The 20,996-nt window shown below is 64.2% G+C and carries 19 protein-coding genes; 13 read left to right on the top strand and 6 right to left on the bottom strand.

The window, feature by feature from the left end; translation table 11 throughout:
* Window positions 1-65 precede the first annotated feature (65 nt).
* The 5 genes from RAD04_RS02545 to RAD04_RS02525 all read right to left on the bottom strand — a co-directional run bounded on the left by RAD04_RS02545 (window position 66) and on the right by RAD04_RS02525 (window position 5,728).
* Window positions 66-1,055, bottom strand: a complete 990-nt coding sequence (locus RAD04_RS02545) for an ABC transporter ATP-binding protein (protein WP_091953652.1) — start codon at window positions 1,053-1,055, stop codon at window positions 66-68.
* On the bottom strand, window positions 1,052-2,038 hold the full coding sequence (locus RAD04_RS02540) for an ABC transporter ATP-binding protein (protein ID WP_028143437.1): 987 nt from the start codon (window positions 2,036-2,038) through the stop codon (window positions 1,052-1,054). Before RAD04_RS02540 ends, RAD04_RS02545 begins: the two co-directional genes overlap by 4 nt.
* A 28-nt stretch (window positions 2,039-2,066) precedes the next feature.
* Window positions 2,067-3,038 carry an ABC transporter permease gene (locus RAD04_RS02535; protein ID WP_028143436.1) on the bottom strand — a complete coding sequence of 324 codons (972 nt, stop codon included), beginning with the start codon at window positions 3,036-3,038 and terminating at the stop codon, window positions 2,067-2,069.
* Between the two features lie 9 nt (window positions 3,039-3,047).
* On the bottom strand, window positions 3,048-4,028 hold the full coding sequence (locus RAD04_RS02530) for an ABC transporter permease (RefSeq protein WP_026201522.1): 981 nt from the start codon (window positions 4,026-4,028) through the stop codon (window positions 3,048-3,050).
* Between the two features lie 104 nt (window positions 4,029-4,132).
* Window positions 4,133-5,728, bottom strand: coding sequence for an ABC transporter substrate-binding protein (locus tag RAD04_RS02525; protein WP_461622497.1), 1,596 nt, complete (start codon window positions 5,726-5,728; stop codon window positions 4,133-4,135).
* 305 nt (window positions 5,729-6,033) lie between these two features.
* On the opposite strand from RAD04_RS02525, the gene RAD04_RS02520 reads away from it, so the two are divergent.
* From RAD04_RS02520 to RAD04_RS02495, 6 genes are all read left to right on the top strand, one after another.
* The gene (locus RAD04_RS02520) at window positions 6,034-6,291 is read left to right on the top strand and encodes a DUF6489 family protein (protein ID WP_028135213.1); all 258 of its coding nucleotides are present in this window, start codon (window positions 6,034-6,036) and stop codon (window positions 6,289-6,291) included.
* A complete protein-coding gene (locus RAD04_RS02515) occupies window positions 6,291-7,091 on the top strand; it encodes an esterase/lipase family protein (protein WP_461622496.1) in 801 nt (266 codons plus the stop codon). Before RAD04_RS02520 ends, RAD04_RS02515 begins: the two co-directional genes overlap by 1 nt.
* Before the next feature lie 47 nt (window positions 7,092-7,138).
* Window positions 7,139-8,689 carry a WS/DGAT/MGAT family O-acyltransferase gene (locus RAD04_RS02510; RefSeq protein WP_461622495.1) on the top strand — a complete coding sequence of 517 codons (1,551 nt, stop codon included), beginning with the start codon at window positions 7,139-7,141 and terminating at the stop codon, window positions 8,687-8,689.
* Between the two features lie 10 nt (window positions 8,690-8,699).
* Entirely contained in the window at window positions 8,700-9,695 is a 996-nt protein-coding gene (locus tag RAD04_RS02505) for an alpha/beta fold hydrolase (RefSeq protein ID WP_461622494.1), read from the top strand.
* 115 nt (window positions 9,696-9,810) lie between these two features.
* Window positions 9,811-13,047 (top strand): bifunctional cytochrome P450/NADPH--P450 reductase, encoded by a 3,237-nt coding sequence (locus tag RAD04_RS02500; RefSeq protein ID WP_461622493.1) that lies wholly within the window; start codon window positions 9,811-9,813, stop codon window positions 13,045-13,047.
* A gap of 30 nt (window positions 13,048-13,077) precedes the next feature.
* Complete coding sequence (locus tag RAD04_RS02495) at window positions 13,078-13,752, top strand: spermidine synthase (protein ID WP_461622492.1); 675 nt, start codon at window positions 13,078-13,080, stop codon at window positions 13,750-13,752.
* On the opposite strand, the gene RAD04_RS02490 is transcribed toward RAD04_RS02495, so the two are convergent.
* Complete coding sequence (locus RAD04_RS02490) at window positions 13,749-14,663, bottom strand: alpha/beta fold hydrolase (protein ID WP_461622491.1); 915 nt, start codon at window positions 14,661-14,663, stop codon at window positions 13,749-13,751. The genes RAD04_RS02495 and RAD04_RS02490 overlap by 4 nt on opposite strands.
* A gap of 166 nt (window positions 14,664-14,829) precedes the next feature.
* On the opposite strand from RAD04_RS02490, the gene RAD04_RS02485 reads away from it, so the two are divergent.
* From RAD04_RS02485 to paaX, 7 genes are all read left to right on the top strand, one after another.
* A complete protein-coding gene (locus RAD04_RS02485) occupies window positions 14,830-15,213 on the top strand; it encodes a hypothetical protein (RefSeq protein WP_461622490.1) in 384 nt (127 codons plus the stop codon).
* Complete coding sequence (locus tag RAD04_RS02480) at window positions 15,210-16,292, top strand: PHA/PHB synthase family protein (RefSeq protein WP_461622489.1); 1,083 nt, start codon at window positions 15,210-15,212, stop codon at window positions 16,290-16,292. The genes RAD04_RS02485 and RAD04_RS02480 overlap by 4 nt, the downstream gene beginning before the upstream one ends.
* The gene (locus RAD04_RS02475; protein ID WP_161966493.1) at window positions 16,289-16,882 is read left to right on the top strand and encodes a GNAT family N-acetyltransferase; all 594 of its coding nucleotides are present in this window, start codon (window positions 16,289-16,291) and stop codon (window positions 16,880-16,882) included. Before RAD04_RS02480 ends, RAD04_RS02475 begins: the two co-directional genes overlap by 4 nt.
* Before the next feature lie 224 nt (window positions 16,883-17,106).
* Window positions 17,107-17,562, top strand: a complete 456-nt coding sequence (locus RAD04_RS02470; RefSeq protein WP_092259565.1) for a phasin — start codon at window positions 17,107-17,109, stop codon at window positions 17,560-17,562.
* 221 nt (window positions 17,563-17,783) lie between these two features.
* Window positions 17,784-19,070 (top strand): DUF445 domain-containing protein, encoded by a 1,287-nt coding sequence (locus RAD04_RS02465; RefSeq protein WP_461617247.1) that lies wholly within the window; start codon window positions 17,784-17,786, stop codon window positions 19,068-19,070.
* Between the two features lie 188 nt (window positions 19,071-19,258).
* Window positions 19,259-20,029 (top strand): esterase/lipase family protein, encoded by a 771-nt coding sequence (locus RAD04_RS02460; RefSeq protein ID WP_461622488.1) that lies wholly within the window; start codon window positions 19,259-19,261, stop codon window positions 20,027-20,029.
* A 97-nt stretch (window positions 20,030-20,126) separates the two neighbouring features.
* Window positions 20,127-20,993: a phenylacetic acid degradation operon negative regulatory protein PaaX gene (gene paaX, locus RAD04_RS02455; protein WP_461622699.1), complete on the top strand. Its 867-nt coding sequence runs from the start codon at window positions 20,127-20,129 to the stop codon at window positions 20,991-20,993.
* Window positions 20,994-20,996: the final 3 nt, after the last annotated feature.

Raw genomic sequence — 20,996 nt, 5'->3', positions numbered from 1 at the left:
GGCGCGCGCAATTGATCACAGGCGATGCCGCGCCGCCAATGCGCTGCCAGCATGGCACGCGCGCGTCACGCCGGGACCGGCGCGGTGTTGACGGCGTGGCAGGCGACGCCGTCAATCAGTTCCGGCGTTTCCTTGCGGCAGAGATCGAACGCCAGCGGGCAGCGGGGATTGAAGGCGCAGCCGGGCGGCGGATTGATCGGGTTCGGGATCTCGCCTTTCACCGGAATGCGCTGGCGGCCGCTCATGGCGAGGTCGGGCACGGCGCCCAGCAGCATCTTGGTGTAGGGCATGCGCGGACGGGCGAACAGCTCGCGTCCCTCCGCGATCTCTACGATGCGGCCGAGATACATCACGCCGACGCGGCTCGCCATGTGGCGGACCACGGCAAGGTTGTGACTGATGAACATGTAGGTCAGGCCGAACTTGTCCTGGAGGTCGCGCATCAGGTTCAGGATCTGCGCCTGCACCGAGACGTCGAGCGCCGAGGTCGGCTCGTCGCAGACGATGAACTCGGCATCCGATGCGAGCGCCCGGGCGATCGCGATGCGCTGGCGCTGGCCGCCGGAGAATTCGTGCGGAAACTTCAGCCGGTCGTCGGGATGCAGGCCGACCAGGCTGAGCAGCTCGCCGACGCGCGCCTGGATGTCGCGCTCGCCCTGGATCAGGTCGAAAGCGCGGATCGGCTCGGAGATGATGGCATCGACGCGGAAGCGCGGGTTCAGGCTCGCATAGGGATCCTGGAAGATCATCTGAATGCGGCGGCGCAGCTTCCTGCGCGCCGGCGCCTGCCGCGGATCCGTCATCGAGACGCCGTCGATCAAGACATCGCCGGAGCTCGGCGGCAACAGGCCGACGACCATCCGCGCCACCGTGGTCTTGCCCGAGCCGGACTCGCCGACCAGCGCAAAGGTCTCGCCCTTCCTGATATCGAAGGTGACGTGATCGACCGCCTTTAGATATTCGAGATGCCCGCCTTCGAGCACGCGGTTGAGCCAGGGCTTCGAGACGTCAAACACCCGGCGCAGATTTGTGGCCTGGACGAAGGAAGCGCTCATGCCGCGCTCTCCGCCGGCACGCTGTCATAGAGATGGCAGGCGACCGATTGCGCACCGCGCGGCAGCGGCTCCGGTCGATCAACCCGACAGCGATCGAACGCGAACGCGCAGCGCGGATTGAACGAGCAGCCGCGCGGGATCGCCGACAGCCGCGGCATCGAGCCGGGAATTTGCATGAGACGCTTGTCGTCGCCGGCCAGCGTCGGGATCGCGCCCATCAGGCCCTTGGCATAGGGATGCAGTGGATTTCTGACGACATCCTGCACCGGACCGATCTCGGCGACACGGCCGGCATACATCACGGCGACGCGGTCGGAGGTCTCCGCGATCACACCCATGTCGTGCGTCACCAGCATCACGGCGGTACCGTGGTCGCGGCCGAGCCGCTTGATCAGCGAGATGATCTGCGCCTGCACGGAGACGTCGAGCGCGGTGGTCGGCTCGTCCGCGATGATCAGCTCGGGCTCGGCGCAGATCGCGAGCGCAATCACGACGCGCTGACGCATGCCGCCGGAGAATTCGTGCGGGTAGCCGTCGATGCGCTTTTCCGGCGCGGGAATGCCGACCTCGGCAAGCAGGTCGATGGCGCGGCGGCGGGCGGCCGTCTCGGACAGGTTCAGGTGGGTTCGGATCGTCTCGATGATCTGGTCACCGACCCGGTAGAGCGGATTGAGCGAGGTGAGGGGGTCCTGGAAGATCATGCCGATCCGTTTGCCACGGATGCGGCGCATCTCCTCGGGCGGCAGATTGTCGATGCGCAGGCCGGCCAGGCGAACCTCGCCGCCGGCGATGCGGCCGGGCGGGTCGATCAGGCCGATCACGGCGAGGCCGGTGACGGATTTGCCGGCGCCGGATTCGCCGACCACGCCCAGCACTTCGCCCTTGGCGATGTCGAAGGAGACGCCGTCGATGGCGCGCAGCGTGCCGCGGCGGGAGGCGAACTCCACCTGAAGGTTGCGGACGGAGAGGATGGGCTCGGTCATGAGTGAGGCGCTCTTGTCGAGGTTTTGCTCATCGGAGCTTCGGGTTGAGCGCGTCGCGCAGCCAGTCGCCGAGAAGGTTGATCGACAGGATCAGCCCGGCCAGCGCGAGGCCGGGGAAAGCGACGATCCACCATTCGCCCGCGAACAGATAATTGTTGCCGATGCGGATCAGCGTGCCCAGCGAGGGCATGGTGTCGGGCAGGCCGACGCCGAGGAAGGACAGCGTTGCCTCGGTGATGATGGCCAGCGCGAGGTTGATGGTGGCGATGACCAGGATCGGGCCCATCGTGTTTGGCAGCACGTGCCGCAGCATGATCTTTGGCGCGGGCAGGCCGATCAGCTGCGCGGCGGCCACGTAGTCCTTGTTCTTCTCGACCATCACGGAGCCACGCACCGTCCTTGCATATCCGACCCAGAAACTGAGGCCGATCGAGATCACCAGCACCACGAGCATGCTGGTGGCATCAAGGCGGTTGCCGAGGATCGATTTCGCGATGCCATTGACCAGCAGCGCGATCAGAATGGCGGGAAAGGTCAGTTGCACGTCGGCGATCCGCATGATCACGCCATCGACCGCGCCGCCGAAATAGCCGGCGATCAGGCCGAGGGCGATGCCGAGCGCGCCGGCGAAGATCACACCGGCCACGCCCACGGCGAGCGAGATGCGCATCCCGTAGAGAATGGCGGAGAACACGTCGCGACCCTGCTCGTCGGTGCCGAGCAGGAACGGGCTTTGGCCGTCGGCGGTCCAGAGCGGCGAGATGCGCGAGTTCATCAACTGGAGCTGCGCCGGATCGAATGGGTTCTGCACCGCGAGCGCGGATGCAAAGATCGCGAGCAGGAAAAGCAGCACGGTAATGGCCGCCGCCACCATGGTCAGCTTGGAACGGCGGAATGAATAGAAGATGTCGCTGTCGAGGGCGCGGCTGAGCCAGCTGCGACCGGCATGCGCGGGCGGCGCGCTCTGCTTGTCGGAATTGGAGGCGACGGCGTCAGACATGCAGGGGCCTTATGTAGCGCGGCCGACGGTCGCGCGCAGGCGCGGATCGACTACGGTGTAGAGAATGTCGACCACCAGATTGATGGTGACGAAGATCAGCGAGACCATCAGCAGGTAGGCCGCCATGATCGGGATATCGACGTTTTGCACGGCCTGCACGAACAGCAGTCCCATCCCCGGCCATTGGAACACGGTTTCGGTGATGATCGAAAATGCAATAACCGAGCCAAACTGAAGGCCAGCCACGGTGATGACGGGAATGAGCGTGTTCTTCAGCGCGTGGCCGAAATGGATGGCGCGGGTGGTCAGCCCGCGGGCGCGGGCGAAACGAATATAGTCGGTTCGCAGCACTTCCAGCATCTCCGCGCGCACCAGCCGCATGATCAGGGTCATCTGGAACAGGCCGAGCGTGATCGAGGGCATGATCAATGCCTTCAGTCCCGACAGCGTGAGCAGGCCTGTGCTCCACCAGCCGAGCTTGACCACCTCGCCGCGGCCGAACGAGGGCAACCAGCCCAATGTCACCGCGAACAGATAGATCAGGAGAATGCCGATCAGGAAAGTCGGCAACGAGATGCCGATCAGCGAAACCGCCTGGAATAATTTGGCGAGCACGGTATCGCGCCTCAGCGCCGAATAGACGCCCATCAGAATGCCGAAAACCATCGCAAATACGGTGGCGCAGATCGCAAGTTCCAGCGTGGCGGGCATACGCTCCATCAACAGCGTCGAGACCGGCTGGCGGAACTGGTAGGAGACGCCGAACTTGAACTGCGCGGCGTCGGCGAAATAACGCACGAACTGCACCGGCACGGGATCGTCGAGGCCGAGCGACTTGCGCACGGCTTCGCGTTCGGCCGCCGACGTGTCGATCGAGACGATCTGATTGACGGGGTCGCCGGCGAAACGGAACATCGAGAAGGCGATGATGCCGACGGCGAACATGACGCCGATGGCCTGAACGGCGCGGCGAAGAGTGAAAGCGAGCATGCCTTCCACTATCCTTGGGTGTGCGTGCGGTCGACGTCTTTGTCAGCCGGAAAAGGAAAGGTCCCGGATGCCTGACGCCGCCGGGACCTCGTGTTCAACCGGTGCTATTCCTTCTTGGACGCCCAATGGAACATGACCAGATTGTCGGCGCGCTGCGGCAGGTTGACCTTCTTCGACACGCCCCAGGCCAGCGCCTGCTGGTGCAGCGGGATGTAGGACCAGTCCTTGTTGCCAATTTCGTAGGCCTGCTTGATCAGCTGGTTGCGCTTGGCAGTATCGGTTTCGACCAGCACCTTGTCGGTGATGGCGTCGAACTCCTTGTTGCAGTAGCCGCCGAGATTGGCCTCGCCGCGTGAGGATTTCGCATCGTCGCGGCAGCCCATGATGTCGTAGAGCACGTTGTGGGAGTCCATCGTGCTCGGCGTCCAGCCCAGGAGGTAGAACGAGGTCTGGTAGCCGCCTTGCTTCAGCACCTTGGCGAAGTACTGCGCCTTCGGCTGCGCCAGCAGGTTGATCTTGACGCCGATGCGGGCAAGCATGCCGACGACGGCCTGGCAAATCGCGGCGTCGTTGACGTAACGGTCGTTCGGACAATCCATCGTGACCTCGAAGCCATCGGGATAGCCGGCTTCGGTCAGGAGCTTCTTGGCTCCATCAGGGTCGAATTTCGGCCGCGCGAACTCCTTGGACAGCACGAACAACTCCGGAGCGATCATCAGCGCCGACGGCGTCGACAGCTCGCGCATCACGCGTTTCTTGATCAGCTCGATGTCGATCGCCTTGTAGAAAGCCTCGCGGACGCGGACGTCCTTGAACGGGTTCTTGCCCTTGATGTTGGAGTAGAGCAGCTCATCGCGCATCTGATCGAAGCCGATGAAGATGGTGCGCAGCTCCGGCCCCTTCAGCACCTGGGCGTTCGGGCTGGAATCGACGCGGGAGATGTCCTGGATCGGCACCGGCTCGATGACATCGACTTCGCCCGAGAGCAGCGCAGCGACACGGGTGGCATCCGAAGCGATCGGGGTGAAGACGATCTCCTTCAGGTTACCCTCGACCTTGCCCCAGTAATTGGGGTTGGCCTTGAAAACCGTCTTCACGCCGGGCTGATGGCTTTCGATGGTGAACGGACCGGTGCCGTTCTCGTGGAGCGAGGCGTAGCTCGGCGTGGTCGCCGCCACCGGCGTCGGATCGACGACGTTGTTCTCCTCAGCCCATTTCTTGTCCATGATGTACCAGACATCCCACGAGTTATGCAGGATGGGATTGGGCGAAGGCAGGACGAAGTCGACGGTGTAGTCGTCGACCTTGACGACCTTGACGTCGGGCGCAAGGCGGGTCTGCATATTGGACCCTTTCTTGCGGACGCGATCGGCGGAGAACACGACGTCGTCGGCGGTGAAGGGGTCGCCGTTGTGGAATTTCACGCCCTTGCGCAAATGGAAGCGCCAGCGGGTCGGCTCCGGAGTTTCCCAGCTTTCCGCCAGCGCCGGAATGATCTTGAGGTCCTTGTCGCGCGCGGTGAGGCCTTGATAGACGTGACCGAGATGGGCGTGGGTGGTGCTTTCGTTCAGCGTATAGGGATCAAGGGATTTCAGGTCACCCTGGTTGGCATAACGCAGCGTCTGGCTCGACGCCGGCGCGACCGTCAACGCAAGCGTACCGGCGAGCGTCGCCGCAAACAGACTTCGACCGACTGACATTCTTGACCCTCTCCACTCTGCCGTGCCGATGATTTTTGATTGTTCGGCAGGGCTGATTGATCCATGTTGCCCAGAGTTCTCGACCGGTGCAAGCGCCATTCCAGCAAGGAACGCGCCAAGTTGCACCGCTGTGCAGCAATGCTGACCATGCCGCCTGGCATGGAGGACCGCGTCTTTCGACTTTGGTTGACTATATCGGCCGATTGCGGGACGGGGCATGTCGCGCCGGCATCAGGTCGCTTGCGTCGCACCACAACTCGCGGCGATACTGCCGACAGGCCGCTCGAATCTCATCCGGAGGGGACATGAAAGTAAATATCGAAATCGACTGCACCCCCCTCGAGGCCCGCCAGTTCTTCGGTTTGCCTGACGTGGGGCCGATGCAGACGGCAGTGATGGACAAGCTGCAGCAGCAGGTGCTCAGCAATATCGAGAAGGTCTCGCCGGAATCGCTGATCCAGAGCTGGTTCACCTTCGATCCCAAGATCGCCGAGCGGTTTCAGGACATGTTCGTCACGATGGCGGGCCTCGGCGGCACGCGCAGCAGCGACAAGAAGAAATAATGTCGTCCGGGCCGGACGGGCGGCAGGCGCCGGGCGGGCTTCGACCGCCGGGCCTCGCCCTGCTGCTTGCAGAAGCGCGCGGCCTGTTCGAATTCAATGCGAGCCTGCTGCTGTCGCCAGTCCTGATGCGCGCGCCCAGGGGTGACGGTCATCCGGTGCTGGCGCTGCCGGGCTTTCTGGCCAGTGACCTCTCGATGGCCCCGATGCGGCGCTATCTCGCCGAGCTCGGCTATGAGGCACATGCCTGGCGGATGGGCCGCAATCTCGGCGGCCTGGGGCGGATGCGCCAGTCGCTGCGCGCCCGTCTTGCCGAAATCCATGCTGCGAGCGGACGCAAGGTCAGCCTGGTCGGATGGAGCCTCGGCGGCGTCTATGCCCGCGATCTCGCGCTCCAGGCGCCCGACATGGTCCGTTATGTCGTCACGCTCGGCAGCCCTTTTGCCAATGACGTGCGGGCGACCAACGCCACGCGGCTCTACGAGGCGCTGTCCGGCGAACGGGTCGAGGATTTCGCCGAACTGCGCGAGGCGATCGCCGGCGATCTTCCGGTGCCGGCGACGTCGATCTATTCGCGGGCTGACGGTGTCGTGAATTGGCGGACCTGTCTCTTGCGCCCCTCCGACCGTGCCGAGAACATCGAGGTGCATCTGGCGAGCCATATCGGGCTCGGGGTGAACCCTGCGGCGCTGTGGGCCGTGGCCGACCGCCTGGCGCAACCGGAGGGGGAATTCTCGCCATTTGACCGGGCCGGGCCGTTTGCCATTGCATATGCCCCGCCGGAACAGGCAGTATCGGCCTGACGAGAAGCGCTGGCCAAGGCGCCCGTCAAATCTTGCGGGAGGGAACTATGGCTGACGGTAAGAAGCTGTCGTCGCTGGACGCGTCATTTCTCTATCTGGAAACGCCGGAAATGCCGATGCATGTCGGGAGCATGGCGATCTTTCGCTTGCCTGACGACTACAAGGGCGACTTCTTCGAAGACTTCAAGGCGATGATCGTCTCGCGCCTGCACATAGCGCCGATCTTGAAGGCGCGGCTGGAGAAGGCGCCGCTCGACATCGATCACCCCTCCTGGGTCGAGGACGATCAGTTCGACATCGATCGCCACATCTTCCGCGCCAGCCTGCCGCAGCCGCGCGACCGCGCCACGCTGGAGCGCATCGTCGGCTGGATGCACGCCAAGCTCTTGAACCGCGCTCGCCCGCTTTGGGAGTTCTACGTGTTCGAGGGTATGAAGGACAACGAGGTCGGGCTCTATTCCAAGATGCACCATGCCGCCATCGACGGCGGTGCTGGTGCGGCGCTGACCAACATGATCTACGACATCTCGCCGATCCCGCGGAAGGTCGATCCGCCGGCGGCTGGCAGCAAGCCCGGACAGGAGCCGCGCGACATCGCGGCGAACCTGCTCGATTCCTACCAGCAGCTGTTCAACCAGCCGCTCGACGCCGGCAAGGCCGCTCAGAACCTGCAATTGCCGCGCACCGGCAAGAGCGACATCGGCTCGATCCTGTTCGACAACGCGATGTATCAGATCGAGAGCGCGGTGCGCTTCGCGGGCAATATCCCGACCATGGTCAAGAGCGTCTCCGAGGTGCTCGGCAAGGTTGCCGATCCCAAGTCGCGCGAGAGTCTCGCCAGCATGGTGTCGCCGCCGACCATGCTCAACAAGACCATCTCCTCGGAGCGGAGCTTTGCCGGCGTCTCGATCCCGCTGTCGCGGGCCAAGGCGTTGGCCAAGCAGGCCGGCGGCAAGCTCAACGACGTCGTGCTGGCGCTCGCCTCGGGCGTGGTCCGTCGCTACCTGAAGGAGTACAGCACGCTGCCTGCGAAATCGCTGACCGCGGCGGTGCCGATCTCGCTGCGCGAGGAGGGCAACACCGAGGCCAACAACCAGGTGTTCGGCATGATCTGCTCGATCGCGACCAACATCGACGATCCCAAGGCGCGGCTCGAAGCCATCATCGCGCAATCGACCAAGTCCAAGGAGATGTCGCATCCGTTGCGCGCGCTGATGCCCCAGGTCTCCAACATCTCGATGCTGGGCGCGCCGATCATGGTGCAGATCCTGGCGTTGCTCTACAGCCGCTCGAACCTGTCGGACGTGCTGCCGCCGGCCGCCAACATCACCGTGTCCAACGTGCCGGGGCCGCGGCAGACGCTTTACGCTGCCGGCGCGGAGCTATTGCACATCTTCCCGGTGTCGATCTCGACGCATGGGCAGGCGCTCAACATCACCGTGCAGAGCTATCGCGACCAGCTCGATTTCGGCTTCATCGTCGGCGCCAACATCATTCCGCATGTGCAGGTGATGTGCGACATGCTGCCGGAGGAGTTCGCCGCGCTGGAGGCGGCCTACGCGCCGCCGGCGACCGACATCAAGGGTGCCGCTGAGTAGGAATGGTTCGATGATTGAAATGCCACCGCTTAAGTTCGTGCAGACGAACGGAATCCGCATGGGCTATTACGAGGCTGGCCCGATCACGGACACGCCACCGATCGTGCTGTGCCACGGCTGGCCCGAGCTCGCCTTCTCCTGGCGCCACCAGATCAAAGCGCTGAGCGACGCCGGCATCCGCGTGATCGCGCCCGACCAACGCGGCTATGGCGCGACCGACCGGCCCGAGGCGGTCGAGGATTACGACATCGAGCACCTGACCGGTGATCTCGTCGGGCTGCTCGACCATTTGCAGATCGACAAGGCAGTCTTCGTCGGTCACGACTGGGGCGGCTTCATCGTCTGGCAGATGCCGTTGCGGCACATCGACCGGGTGGCGGGCGTGGTCGGCATCAACACGCCGCATACCAACCGTGCCTGGGCCGATCCGATCGAGCTCTTGCGCGCGCGCTTCGGCGACAAGATGTACATCGTGCAGTTCCAGGACCCGGCGCGTGAGCCCGACAGGATTTTCGGAAGTCGCGTCGAACAGACTTTTGACGCGTTCATGCGCAAGCCGGCGCCGCGCCCGGCCGACGCGCCGGCAGAGGAGGTGGTTGCCGGCGTCGGCGCTTCTCCGCGGCTCAATCTGGCGTTTCCGCAGATGATCGCCAGCTATGACGCAAAGCATGATCCGCGTACGCCGATCCTGTCGCCGGAAGAAAAGAAGGTGTTCGTCGACAATTTCACCAGGACCGGCTTTACCGGAGGCATCAACTGGTACCGCAACATGTCGCGCAACTGGACGCGCGCCGAAGGGCTCGATCATACGGTGCGGGTGCCGTCGTTGATGATCATGGCCGAGAACGACGCGGTATTGCCGCCGTCTTCCGCCGACGGCATGGACAAGCTGATCCCCGACCTCGAGAAGTATCTGGTGAAGGATAGCGGCCATTGGACGCAGCAGGAGAAGCCGGAAGAGGTCAGCGCCAAGCTGATCGAATGGCGTAGAAGGCGATTTGGGTGAGGACGCAGACGTCATCCCGGGGCGATGCATAGCATCGAACCCGGGATCTCGAGATTCCGGGTCTGGTCCTTCGGACCATCCCGGAATGACGCAAGGCAGGGGGAAACGCACGTCAATGTCATCCAAGAACCGTCTGGACCCGATTCCGCATCCGCCGACCAAGCCGGTGGTCGGCAACATGCTGTCGCTGGACTCGGCCGCGCCGGTGCAGCATTTGACGCGGCTCGCCAAGGAGCTCGGTCCGATCTTTTGGCTCGACATGATGGGCTCGCCGATCGTGGTCGTCTCAGGCCACGATCTCGTCGATGAACTCTCCGACGAGAAGCGCTTCGACAAGACGGTGCGCGGTGCATTGCGGCGCGTACGCGCGGTCGGCGGCGACGGGCTGTTCACGGCGGATACCAGAGAGCCGAACTGGAGCAAGGCGCACAACATCCTGCTCCAGCCGTTCGGCAACCGCGCCATGCAGTCCTACCACCCGAGCATGGTCGATATCGCCGAGCAGCTCGTCCAGAAATGGGAGCGGCTCAACGCCGATGACGAGATCGACGTCGTCCACGACATGACCGCCCTGACGCTGGACACGATCGGCCTGTGCGGTTTCGAGTATCGCTTCAATTCGTTCTACCGGCGCGACTACCATCCCTTCGTCGAGTCGCTGGTGCGCTCGCTCGAAACCATCATGATGACCCGCGGCCTGCCGTTCGAGCAGCTCTGGATGCAGAAGCGGCGCAAGACGCTCGCCGAAGACGTCGCCTTCATGAACAAGATGGTCGACGAGATCATCGCCGAGCGCCGCAAGAGCGCGGAAGGGATCGACGACAAGAAGGACATGCTGGCCGCGATGATGACCGGTGTCGACCGTTCGACCGGCGAGCAGCTCGACGACGTCAACATCCGCTACCAGATCAACACCTTCCTGATCGCGGGCCACGAGACCACCAGCGGCCTGTTGTCCTACACGCTCTATGCGCTGCTCAAGCATCCGGAGATCCTGAAGAAGGCCTATGACGAGGTCGATCGTGTCTTCGGCCCCGACGTCAACGCGAAGCCGACCTACCAGCAGGTGACGCAGCTCACCTACATCACGCAGATCCTGAAAGAGGCGCTGCGGCTGTGGCCGCCGGCGCCGGCCTATGGCATCTCGCCGCTCAAGGACGAGACGCTCGGCGGCGGCAAGTACAAGCTCCGGAAGGGCACCTTCACCACCATCCTGGTGACGGCGCTGCATCGCGATCCCAGCGTCTGGGGGCCAAATCCGGATGCGTTCGATCCCGAGAATTTCAGCCGTGAGGCGGAGGCCAAGCGGCCGGTCAATGCCTGGAAGCCGTTCGGCAACGGCCAGCGCGCCTGCATCGGCCGCGGCTTTGCCATGCACGAGGCCGCGCTCGCGCTCGGCATGATCCTGCAGCGGTTCAAGCTGGTCGATCACCAGCGCTACCAGATGCATTTGAAGGAAACCCTGACGATGAAGCCGGAAGGCTTCAAGATCAGGGTGCGTCCGCGCGCTGATCGCGAGCGTGGCGCCTATGGCGGGCCAGTCGCGGCCGCTACTTCAGCACCGAAGGCGCCGCGCCAGCCGACGGCCCGGCCCGGCCATAACACGCCGATGCTGGTGCTTTACGGCTCCAATCTCGGCACCGCCGAGGAGCTCGCGACGCGCATGGCTGATCTCGCCGAGATCAATGGCTTTGCCGTGCATCTCGGCCCGCTCGACGATTACGTCGGCAAGTTGCCGCAGGAGGGCGGCGTTCTGATCATCTGCGCCTCCTATAACGGCGCGCCGCCTGATAACGCGACGCAGTTCGTCAAATGGCTCGGCGGCGACCTGCCGAAGGATGCCTTTGCCGGCGTGCGCTACGCCGTGTTCGGCTGCGGCAACAGCGACTGGGCAGCGACTTATCAATCGGTGCCGCGTTTGATCGACGAGCAATTGTCGGCGCATGGCGCGCGCGCGGTCTATCCGCGCGGCGAGGGCGATGCGCGCAGCGATCTCGACGGCCAGTTCCAGAAGTGGTTCCCGGCAGCGGCCCAGGTCGCGACCAAGGAATTCGGCATCGACTGGAATTTCACCCGCACCGCCGAGGACGATCCGCTCTATGCGATCGAGCCGGTGGCGGCGAGCGCCGTCAACACCATCGTCGCCCAGGGCGGGGCCGTGGCGATGAAGGTGCTGGCCAATGACGAGCTTCAGAACAAGAGCGGGTCCAATCCGTCGGAGCGCTCGACACGCCATATCGAGGTGCAGCTGCCGTCTAACGTCAGCTACCGCGTCGGCGATCACCTAAGCGTCGTGCCGCGCAACGATCCGACGCTGGTGGATTCGGTCGCCCGCCGCTTCGGCTTCCTGCCTGCCGACCAGATCAGGCTTCAGGTCGCCGAGGGCCGCCGTGCGCAATTGCCGGTGGGGGATGCCGTGTCGGTCGGCCGCCTGCTCAGCGAGTTCGTCGAGCTGCAGCAGGTCGCGACGCGCAAGCAGATCCAGATCATGGCCGAGCACACCCGCTGTCCGGTCACCAAGCCGAAGCTGCTGGCCTTCGTTGGCGAGGAGGCTGAGCCGCTCGAGCGTTACCGCGGCGAGATTCTGGCCAGGCGCAAATCGGTGTTCGACCTGCTGCTCGAATATCCGGCCTGCGAATTGCCGTTCCACGTCTATCTCGAAATGCTCTCGCTGCTGGCGCCGCGCTATTACTCGATCTCGTCCTCGCCGTCGGTCGAGCCGGCGCGCTGCAGTGTCACGGTCGGCGTGGTCGAAGGGCCGGCCGCCTCCGGCCGCGGCACCTACAAGGGCATCTGCTCGAACTATCTCGCCAACCGTCGCGCGGGCGATGCGATCTACGCCACCGTACGCGAGACCAAGGCCGGCTTCCGGCTTCCCGACGATCCCTCGGTGCCCATCATCATGATCGGCCCCGGCACGGGCCTCGCGCCGTTCCGCGGCTTCCTTCAGGAACGCGCCGCGCGTAAGGTGAAGGGCGCCAGCCTCGGACCCGCGATGCTTTTTTTCGGCTGCCGCCATCCCGACCAGGATTTTCTCTACGCGGACGAGCTGAAGGCGTTGGCGGCGAGCGGCATCACGGAACTCTTCACTGCGTTCTCGCGCGCGGACGGACCGAAGACCTATGTGCAGCACCTGCTCGCCGCGCAGAAGGACAAGGTCTGGCCGCTGATCGAGCAGGGCGCGATCATCTATATCTGCGGCGACGGCGGCAAGATGGAGCCCGATGTGAAGGCGGCGCTGGTCGCAATCCATCGCGAGAAGAGCGGCAGCGACGCGGCCGCAGCTGCGCGCTGGATCGAGGAGATGGGGACGAAGAACCGGTATGTGCTTGACGTCTGGGCGGGCGGGTGATTGTTCGCTCGATCGTGCTAAACGTCTCCCATGATTCCCTGGGAAAAAATCGACACCGCCAAAATCCCCGGCTCCGACGAAGAGCTCCGCCTGATGCGGCGGGGCAAGGAGTTTTCCATCAAGCTCGGCACCAACGAGCTGATGAACAACCGCCTGTCGGGCTCGGAAGCCGCGCTCGCAACGCTCGCGGCGAAGCAGATCGAGACGGTCGCCAAGCCCGTTGTCCTGATCGGCGGCCTCGGGATGGGCTTTACGCTGCGTGCGGCACTCACCGTGCTTGGAGCCAAGTCGAAGATCGTGGTCTCCGAGCTGGTCCCCGCGGTGGTCACGTGGGCGCGGGGCCCGATGGCGGAGGTCTTCGGCGACAGCCTCGATGATGCCAGGGTCCGCATCCGGGAAACCGATGTTGGTGAAGTCATCCGTGCCAAGAGCGCGGCCTTCGACGCTATCCTGCTCGATGTCGACAACGGGCCGGAGGGGCTGACCCGCAAAGGCAATGATGCGCTTTACAGCGCAAGCGGGCTGGCGGCGGCGAAGACAGCACTGCGGCCGGGCGGCGTGCTCGCCGTCTGGTCGTCGGGACCCAATCCCGCCTTCACCAAGCGCCTTAAGCGCGCGGGCTTCGACGTCAATGAAGTCGCCGTCCGCGCCACCGGCAGAGGCGGCGGCGCGCGCCACGTGATCTGGATGGCGAAGAAGAGTTAAGCTGCCTGCGCGGCCGCGCCATGCGCGTGCTTGTCGATGGCGCCGATGATCTCAGGCCAGAACCGCATCGGCAGCGCGTGGCCCATGCCGTCGATCATCAACAGTTTTGCGCCTGGAATTGACTCGGCGGTGTCCTTGCCGCCTTCGGGACGGACCAGGGGATCGACGGTGCCGTGGATCACGAGCGTCGGCGTCTGCACGGCATGCAGCCGCTCCTTGCGGCTGCCGGACGCCAGCACGGCGCGGAGCTGGCGGCCGACGCCGGCCGGATTGAGCCCGCGCGCGAACACGCGCTCGGCGCGTTCCGGGTCGAGCGCTTCCTCCTCCGGAAAATGTCCGGCGCGCAACACCTTCCAGGTCTGGCCGTAACGGACGATGAACTCTTCCTTGCTGCGCGGCGGCGGCGCCATCAGCATTGCGGCGGCCTCGCGCGTCGGCGGCGGCACGCGCGGATTGCCCGTCGTCGACATGATCGAGGTCAGCGAGCGCACGCGCTGCGGGAACGACAGCGTCACCTCCTGCGCGATCATGCCGCCCATGGAGGCACCGACAAGATGCGCCGATTTGATGCCGAGCGAATCCATCAGCCCGATCGTATCCTTGGCCATGTCGATCAGCTTGTAGGTTGCGGCAACGGGAATCCTGAAGAATCGCAGCTTCAGTAGCTCGAGCGGGGTCAACCGCTTGCCGCCCGTCAGGTGGCTCGACTTGCCGATGTCGCGATTGTCGAAGCGGATCACGCGGAAGCCGCGTGCGGCGAGCTGCTCGCAGAACGCATCGTCCCAATGAATCATCTGCGCCCCGAGCCCCATGATCAGCAGCAGCGGCTCGGCATTGTCGCTGCCGAAGATCTCGTAGCGGATGTCGATGCCGTTGGCGCGGACGGTCTGAGGCGGCTGATGGGCGTTCACGGGCGCTTTCCCTTGGCTTTTGCTCGATTGTGTATCGCACGGTTTCCCGTTGCAATGAAAGCCGCACGCGGCACCGAGCCGCTGCTTGCCGGTTGACCGGCACGGCGCAACGGTGTGGTATGGCGAAAAGAAGGGCATCGAAGCTCTCGACACCTGGAGGACGCCGATGACCGACAAGACCTATGACCCGGTCGCCATGTGGCAAAAGATGGTTGGTGAGATGGAGAAGGGGTTCAACTCCTTCGCCAACCAGGCCATGTCGTCGCCCGAGTTTTCGCAGGCGATGAACCGCGCGGGGGGAGTTGCTGCAGGTGCTCAGAAGCAGCTCGGCGAACTCATGGAGAAGTACCTGGTCTCCATGAACCTGCCGAGCCGCGAGCAGGTCACAGGCCTTGCCGAAAGGCTGCAAGCTATCGAAGGCCAGATCGGTGAGATCAAGTCGCTGCTGAGCCAGATGGCTGCAAGTGCCGGCGTGTCTCAGGGGGCCGATTCCGCATTGCGGCCGCCGCGCACCAAGCGTCCGCCGTCTGAGGGCGGAGAGCAGGCATGAATGCAGCTCCCGGACTTGATTTCGCATCTATCCCGGAACGCATCCAGAGCGAGGTGCAGCGCGCCATCCAGCGCAGCATCAAGGGCGTCGAATATTTCTCGACCTCGGGTCCATCACTTGGATCGACGCCCAAGGACGTGCTGCATTCGCGCGGCACCATGAATCTCTATCATTATCGGCCGATGTCGGACGAGATCTACCGCGTGCCGGTGCTGATCGTGATGGCCACCACCAACCGCGGCTACATCCTCGACCTCGTGCCCGGCCAGAGCTTTATCGAATTCCTGCTCAAGCGTGGTTACGACGTCTATATGCTCGACTGGAGCGCGCCGCGGCCGGAGGAGAAGAACCTGCGGATGGAGGACTATGTCCTCGACTTCATCCCTGACTGCGTCCGCCGCGTACAGGCGGATTCCGGCGAGCAGGACGTCTCCGTCATCGGCTATTGCTTCGGCGGCGTGCTGTCACTGCTCTACGGCGCGATCCACAAGGATGGGCCGATGAAGAACCTGATCTGCTTCACCACGCCGATCGACTTCCGCGAGATGAAGCTGTTCTCGAATTTCTCCGACCGTCGCTATTTCGACGTCGACCGACTCGTCGACAGTGTCGGCAACGTGCCGCCGGAGATGATCCTGTCCTCGTTCGAGATGCTGCGTCCGGCCTCGCGCACGGTGAGCCAGATCCAGCTCTGGGAAAACATCTGGAACGACGAGTTCGTCAAGTCCTACCGCATGTTCGACCGTTGGGCGACCGACACGCTGCCGCTGGCGGGCGAGTATTTCCGCGCCATCACCAAGGACCTGATGTGGGACAACAAGCTGTTCAACGACACCATGTCGGTCGGCGGCCGGCCTGCGAAGCTCGACAACATCAAGGTGCCGATTCTGCATGCGGTCGCCGAGCATGATCACATCGTGCCGTATGACGCCGCCAAGCACCTGATCGCGAAGATTGGATCTGCGGACAAGGAAGAGGTGATGCTGAAGGGCGGTCACGTCTCGCTCGTCGCGGGAGCCAACGCCGTGAAGCGGCTGTGGCCGAAATTGGATTCCTGGCTAGGGAAGAGATCGACATGAGCGAGCAGCGTTCCTATCCGCGCCACGTCAAGACCGACGCCGGCGATATCGAGATTCGCCTGATGTCGCCCGCGGATGAAGCCGCGGTGCTCGCCTTCGGCAAAGGCCTGCCGACCCACGACCTGTTGTTTCTGCCGCGCAATATCAGCGAGCCGAAGGTGCTGTCGGCCTGGGTCAAGGAGATCGAGCGTGGCGCGATTACGAGCCTGCTTGCGGTCAGGGACGGCAAGGTCGTCGGCTGCGGCACGCTGGTGCGCGATCCGCACTCCTGGTCACCCCATGTCGGCGAGATCCGCATGGTGGTCTCGCTCGACGTGCGCGGGAAGGGGGTAGGGCGGGCGCTGTCGCAGGAGACCTTTGCGCTCGCGCTCGGCGCGGGCCTGGAGAAACTTTCGGTTCAGATGACGGTCGACCAGCAGGCTGCGATCGCCGTGTTCGAGAGCCTCGGTTTTAAGGCCGAGGCGCTGCTGCGCGACCATGTCCGGGACGTCGACGGCAAGACCCACGACATCGTCGTGCTCGGCCACAACATCGCGCAGGTCCAGGCCCAGATGGAGGCCTACGGGCTGCCAGGCGCCGTCCAGCACTAGGACCGCCGTCCAGCAACGGGGAGAGGTCCCAAACCGCTTTCCGGGAACCTGCTTGGCCATGGAGGCATCGTATTGCCTTCTGTTAAGGCTGTTCACAGTTTCGTGATATCGCAGTGCAATAATAATATTGCATCGCACAATTAACTATGCCATATCAGCCGTGCCTCGGGCCAATGCGGACGGGGTGAGCCCATAGCTCAAACAATGAGGATGGAGAGAACCCCATGACCACCGAAACCAACACCGCTTTCGAAGGCTTCAAGGACGCTTTCAAGAACATCCAGAACCTGGAAGTTCCCGAGGCCGCCCGCGAGTTCGTCAAGAAGACCGCCAACACCGCCAAGGACCGTGCTGCGGAGGCTTTCGCAGGCTCCGAGCGCGTGACCGCCGCCGTCGAGAACGCGGTGACCGAATCCGTCGCTGAGGCCGGCAAGATCAGCCGCAACATTCAGCAGGCGATCTATGACGACGCCCAGGCGTTCTTCGCCGGCATCGACAAGCTCGCTTCCGCCAAGTCGGTCAGCGAAGCCGTCGAGATCCAGTCGAGCCTGCTCCGCGCCCGCGGCGAAGTGTTCGTCTCGCGTGCCAAGGCGACCGCCGACTATTTCGGCCAGCTCGCGGCCAACGGTGCGAAGTCCGCTCAGGACAACTTTGCCAAGGTCTACAACAAGACCGCCTGATCCGGCGCCCTGGGTGAAAACTGAAATTTGAGGCCCGCTTCGGCGGGCCTTTTGTTTCTACGCTGCCGTCATCGTGACTGACCGTCATTCCGGGGCGATGCGAAGGGCGAACTCTGGTGCGCAATTGCGCACCAGAGAATCTCGAGCTTCTCAGGTGCGCAAGAGCGCACCATAGTTCGATGCTTCGCATCGCCCCGGAATGACGTAATCTCCCATCCGTCATGAATGCACCCGCCACCTTCTCCTTCGACACCCCCGGCGATGCCGAACGTGCGGCCGAGCTGCGCCGTGTGAAAGCGCTGGCGACACTGGTCTTGGCCGCGACGCTTCTGCTTTTCATCGTCGCGAAATGGCTGCTGCCGGTGCATCCCGTGTTCGGCTTCATCGCCGCCTTCGCGGAAGCCGCGACCATCGGCGGCCTCGCCGACTGGTATGCCGTGGTCGCGCTGTTCAAGCGGCCGCTTGGCCTGCCGATTCCGCATACTGCGATCATCCAGAGCAACCAGGCCCGGATCGCCGACAAGCTCGGCGAATTCATCCAGGTGCATTTCCTCGAGGCGGGTCCGGTCGAGGCCAAGCTGAAGGAGATCGATTTCGGCTCCTTCGTCGCCGACTGGCTCCGCGACCGCAAGCGCAGCGACGATCTCGCGCGTTTCGCGCTCCGCCTGTTGCCGGAGGCCGTCTCGGCGACCGAGAGCTCGGGCTTGATGACTTTCATCATCCGCCGCATGTCATCGCAGCTCCAGGCGATCGACCTTGCGCCACTCGCCGCCGGCACGCTGCGCGGTTTCGTGGCGGAGGGGCGCCATCAGATCCTGTTCGACGATCTCCTGCGCGTGATGCACGAGACGCTGAACCAGAAAGAGACGATGGGGATGATCCGCGACAAGGTGCGCGCGGAATTGCCGACCCTGCTGCGGCTCTATCGTGCCGACAAGTTTCTGGTGAACAAGATCGTGGCATCCGCAACCGCCTTCTTCAATGAAGTGCGCAGCGATCCCAAGCATCCGTTCCGCGGCGAGTTCGACCGCATGGTGTTGAGCTTCGTCGACCGGCTCGGCACCGACCAGGCCTATATCGACCGGATCGACGGGCTGAAGCGCGATCTGCTTGCGCGGCCGGAGCTCGCCGATCTGGCCCGCACCGTCTGGGCCAACACGCGCTCGTTCATCGAACGCAGCGCGAGCGGTGAGACACAGGTGCTTCAGCATCACCTCGCCGGCATGTTCGCCGCTGCCGGTGAAGCCCTCGCCGGCGATGCCGAGCTCCGCGACGAGATCAACAAGGGTCTGGTGACGGTGTTGCGCAGCTTCGTCGCCGACCAGAAGAGCGGCGTCTCCATTTTCATCTCCGACCAGGTCAAGGCGTGGGATATGGCGCAGCTGATTTCGCTGATCGAAATCAACATCGGGCGCGACCTGCAATACATCCGTTTCAACGGTTCGCTGATCGGTGGGCTCGCCGGGCTGGTGCTCTACTCCGTAGAATTCCTGCTCCGATTGCTGTGACTTTTGCGTCACGGACGTTAGCATTAATGCGCGGGCCTATTGTCGCCCCGCGACTCTCCCGCTTGAATATCGGGAACCGGCCGCCTAGCTGATTCATGCTGCGCTGCGGAACGATCAAGAAGCCGGCGTATTGGAATTCATGCCCATTTGCCGGCATCGCGCCCGGCGTCTTCTCAGGGGAAACATTGATGACCGCTACTGCCCAGACGCTGCGTCCGCCGTCGAGAACACTGATGTTTTTGGAAGGGCGCGCGATCCACGAGTTCGGCGCATTCCTCGGCGCGCTGCCGCTGCTCAGCCTTGCGCCGCGTGGCGATGGGCATCCGGTGCTGGTGCTGCCGGGCCTCGTGGCCTCGGACGCATCCACGCGTGCGTTGCGCACGTTTCTGACCAGCAAGGGCTATGCGGTAAGCGGCTGGCGCCAGGGCCGCAACTATGGCCTGCGCGAGGGCGTGCAGCATGCGATGGTCGATCTGGTCGAGGAGCTCAGCGACACACATGGCCGCAAGATCAGCCTGGTCGGCTGGAGCCTCGGCGGCCTCTATGCGCGCCAGCTCGCCAAGATGATGCCCGACCGCGTGCGTCAGGTGATCACGCTCGGCAGTCCCTTTGCCGGCAATCCCCGTTCGACCAATGCCTGGCGCGTCTATGAATGGGCGAGCGGGCGGAAGTCCGACGAGGTCGATCCGCGGTTCGGCGGCGAGCTCGCTGTCCCGCCGCCGGTGCCGACCACCGCCATCTTCAGCCGCACCGACGGCGTTTGCGCCTGGCAGGGCTGCATGGAGAAGTCAGGGGCGCAGACCGAGAGCATCGAGGTCGAGAGCAGCCATTGCGGCATGGGCCATCATCCCGCCGTGGTCTACGCGGTTGCCGACCGCCTTGCGCAGAAAGAAGGCCAGTGGCGCCCGTTTGACCGCAGCGGCTGGCGCAGCCTGGCGTATCCCGATCCGCATCGGTAGCTTTCTTCGCCTCTCCCCGTAAGAACGGGAAGAGGGAGAGCAAGAGTGTCGCTCCCATCCATTGTCGCGCCTGCACCAAACGCGCTATGCCTCGCGCATGGCGCATCCGCTCTCCCGCATCGTCGATCAGCTCAAGCGTGAACCGTCGCGCACCGGCTCCATCGTCATCACCGTGTTCGGCGATGCCATCGTGCCGCGCGGCGGTTCGGTGTGGCTCGGCACGCTGCTGGAATTCTTCGAGAGTCTGGACATCGACAGCGGGGTTGTCCGCACCGCAATGTCGCGGCTTGCCGCCGATGGCTGGCTGACGCGCGAGAAGGTCGGCCGCAACAGTTTCTATCGGCTCGCCGACAAGGGACGCCAGACGTTCGAGGCTGCCACGCGCCACATCTACGATCCGCCGCCATCGGACTGGACCGGCCGCTTCGAGCTGCTGCTGATCGGCAATGGCGAGGATCGCGATGTCTCGCGCGAGGCGCTCCGCAACGCCGGCTTCGGCAGCCCGTTGCCGGGGGTCTGGGTCGCGCCGTCGGGCCTGCCGGTGCCGGATGAAGCCTCGGGCGCGATCCGTCTCGAAGTCTCGGCGGAGGATGACAGCGGGCGTCGCCTGCTCAGCGCAAGCTGGCCGCTGGATCGCACCGCGGATGCCTATCTGAAATTCATGAAGACGTTCGAGCCGCTGCGCGCCGCGATCGGCCGCGGCGCCGATCTGTCCGAGGCCGACGCCTTCACCGCGCGCATCCTCTTGATCCACCATTACCGCCGCGTCGTGCTGCGCGATCCGCTGCTGCCCGAAAGCCTGTTGCCGGCGGACTGGCCGGGCAGGGCGGCCCGCGAGCTCTGCGGCGACATCTATCGCGCGCTGCTCGCCCCCTCCGAACAATGGCTTGATGGACATGGAACCAACGAGAAGGGGCCATTGCCGCCGGCGCGAAAGCTGCTGGAAAGGAGGTTCGGGGCCTGAGTT

The sequence above is a fragment of the Bradyrhizobium sp. 25ACV genome (genome assembly GCF_054863005.1).
The sequence above is the reverse complement of the archived record's forward strand: the minus strand, read 5'-3'. Positions and strand labels throughout refer to the sequence as shown.

Coding starts and splice junctions, on each gene's coding strand:
- RAD04_RS02545 (WP_091953652.1), bottom strand. CDS start 1,055: ATGAGCGCTTCCTTCGTCCAGGCCACAAATCTGCGCCGGGTGTTTGAC.
- RAD04_RS02540 (WP_028143437.1), bottom strand. CDS start 2,038: ATGACCGAGCCCATCCTCTCCGTCCGCAACCTTCAGGTGGAGTTCGCC.
- RAD04_RS02535 (WP_028143436.1), bottom strand. CDS start 3,038: ATGTCTGACGCCGTCGCCTCCAATTCCGACAAGCAGAGCGCGCCGCCC.
- RAD04_RS02530 (WP_026201522.1), bottom strand. CDS start 4,028: ATGCTCGCTTTCACTCTTCGCCGCGCCGTTCAGGCCATCGGCGTCATG.
- RAD04_RS02525 (WP_461622497.1), bottom strand. CDS start 5,728: ATGTCAGTCGGTCGAAGTCTGTTTGCGGCGACGCTCGCCGGTACGCTT.
- RAD04_RS02520 (WP_028135213.1), top strand. CDS start 6,034: ATGAAAGTAAATATCGAAATCGACTGCACCCCCCTCGAGGCCCGCCAG.
- RAD04_RS02515 (WP_461622496.1), top strand. CDS start 6,291: ATGTCGTCCGGGCCGGACGGGCGGCAGGCGCCGGGCGGGCTTCGACCG.
- RAD04_RS02510 (WP_461622495.1), top strand. CDS start 7,139: ATGGCTGACGGTAAGAAGCTGTCGTCGCTGGACGCGTCATTTCTCTAT.
- RAD04_RS02505 (WP_461622494.1), top strand. CDS start 8,700: ATGATTGAAATGCCACCGCTTAAGTTCGTGCAGACGAACGGAATCCGC.
- RAD04_RS02500 (WP_461622493.1), top strand. CDS start 9,811: ATGTCATCCAAGAACCGTCTGGACCCGATTCCGCATCCGCCGACCAAG.
- RAD04_RS02495 (WP_461622492.1), top strand. CDS start 13,078: ATGATTCCCTGGGAAAAAATCGACACCGCCAAAATCCCCGGCTCCGAC.
- RAD04_RS02485 (WP_461622490.1), top strand. CDS start 14,830: ATGACCGACAAGACCTATGACCCGGTCGCCATGTGGCAAAAGATGGTT.
- RAD04_RS02480 (WP_461622489.1), top strand. CDS start 15,210: ATGAATGCAGCTCCCGGACTTGATTTCGCATCTATCCCGGAACGCATC.
- RAD04_RS02475 (WP_161966493.1), top strand. CDS start 16,289: ATGAGCGAGCAGCGTTCCTATCCGCGCCACGTCAAGACCGACGCCGGC.
- RAD04_RS02470 (WP_092259565.1), top strand. CDS start 17,107: ATGACCACCGAAACCAACACCGCTTTCGAAGGCTTCAAGGACGCTTTC.
- RAD04_RS02465 (WP_461617247.1), top strand. CDS start 17,784: ATGAATGCACCCGCCACCTTCTCCTTCGACACCCCCGGCGATGCCGAA.
- RAD04_RS02460 (WP_461622488.1), top strand. CDS start 19,259: ATGACCGCTACTGCCCAGACGCTGCGTCCGCCGTCGAGAACACTGATG.
- paaX (WP_461622699.1), top strand. CDS start 20,127: ATGGCGCATCCGCTCTCCCGCATCGTCGATCAGCTCAAGCGTGAACCG.